This is a genomic window from Dielma fastidiosa (genome assembly GCF_000313565.1).
Lineage (GTDB): Bacteria > Bacillota_I > Bacilli_A > Erysipelotrichales > Erysipelotrichaceae > Dielma > Dielma fastidiosa.
The window spans coordinates 1-1,550 of the sequence record NZ_CAEN01000082.1; the positions used below are offsets into that span (position 1 = coordinate 1).

Below are 1,550 nucleotides of genomic sequence, written 5' to 3' on the forward strand. Positions count from 1 at the left end.
GCTGCCTTTTCGGCTGATCAGCACGGCGGTTCCGTCACCGTCAAGGACCTGCCATTCCAAAATCGTATTCGTTGCATTTTCAGGTGTGAATGCCACCAGGATCTTTTGTTCTTCATCCACATTCAAGAGCATCGATACCGGCTCCAGCGTAATGCTTTCAGCCGCGATCTCACTCAATAAGACGACGCATTGTGCCTGAACGTCACCGCTGCTTGCGGTTACGATCGCATAATTGTCATTGCGTGCATCGACGCCCGGCTGCGGCCGCACGATCACGGAAGCTCCTTCATTGCTGCTCAAGCTGATCAGATCACTGCGGTCCGTCTGCCATGTGATCGTACCTTCCGCGGTGATCGGCAGAAGTGAGGCCCGCAGTAAGGTTCCTTCTTGATCCTTTGCACCTAAGCGGATGAAATTACTGCTCAGCTCGATGCCGCTGATCGTACTTGGCATCGGTGTGATCATGATGCTTGCTTTCGTACCGCTGCCATCCATCGCTTCCGCGGTGATCATGACCGGTGTGCCAGTTCCTTTTCTGACTTGCAGGACGCCCACACTGCTGTTCTTATTGACGACATGGATCAAGGCTTCGTCACTGCTCGTCCACTTCAGGATCTTATTGCCTGCATCCTCCGGTAAGACGTCTGCCTGAATCAGGAAGGTCTGACCGGCTTCTACCTGTGCCGCTGCACTGCTCAGATCGATCGATGTGATCTTGATGTCCCCGCTGACGACCTTCACCGTACAGCTTGCTTCATATTCAGAAACCTTAGCTGTAATAACTGCCTGGCCGCTCTTCAATGCCGTGATGGTTCCCTCACTATCCACCTTGGCGATGGCAGGATCACTGCTCGTCCAATGGATCTCACCCAGTTCACTGCCTTCATTGGCAAGGACGTGCAGCTGTTCATGGCTGCCTTTGATCATCAGCAGGCTCGTCTTATCGATCGTGATGCCGCTGAGATCGGCCGGTTCGATCCGCAGATGGATTTCTACTTTGATGCCGCCGTCATCACTGACTGCCTGAATCGTTGCTGATCCGGTGCTCAGGGCATTGATCGTACCGTCAAGACTGATCGATGCAATCGTCGGATCACTGCTTGACCATGTAACGTGCTGATTGGTGGCTAGTTCATCACCGGCATATACCTCAGCGCTCAGCTGCAACGTTTGATGGACCTTCAAGACTGCCGGCCGGTCACTGCTACCGTCTTCGATGCCAAGGATCTTAACGGTATCCGCGTTGTTCTTGATGATGAACACACTGACCTCTGCACGCAGGGAAGCATCGGCTTCACTTTCTGCGATCAGGACGGCCGAAGCACCCACCGGCGCGTCTGCTTTTACTTTTACTTGAACGGCTGAGCCTTCGAGCATTTCTAGTTCAAGGAATTGCTCACTTCCCGGCTGCAGCGTCCAGTTTACTTTCTGTGAAGCTGAATCAGGCTGAATCACTGCATTGACCGTACTGCTCTCACCCGGTTTCAGACTTAACGTCTGCGGTGAAACGCTCAGTGAATCCGCCTTGCTTTCAACGATCATCAGACGAA

1 protein-coding gene is annotated in these 1,550 nt (G+C 53.2%); it reads right to left on the bottom strand.

Going from position 1 to position 1,550, the window contains the following annotated elements:
* Nucleotides 1-1,550: Ig-like domain-containing protein (locus DAHG_RS18145; protein WP_022936294.1), on the bottom strand; the 1,550-nt coding region annotated here is incomplete at both ends.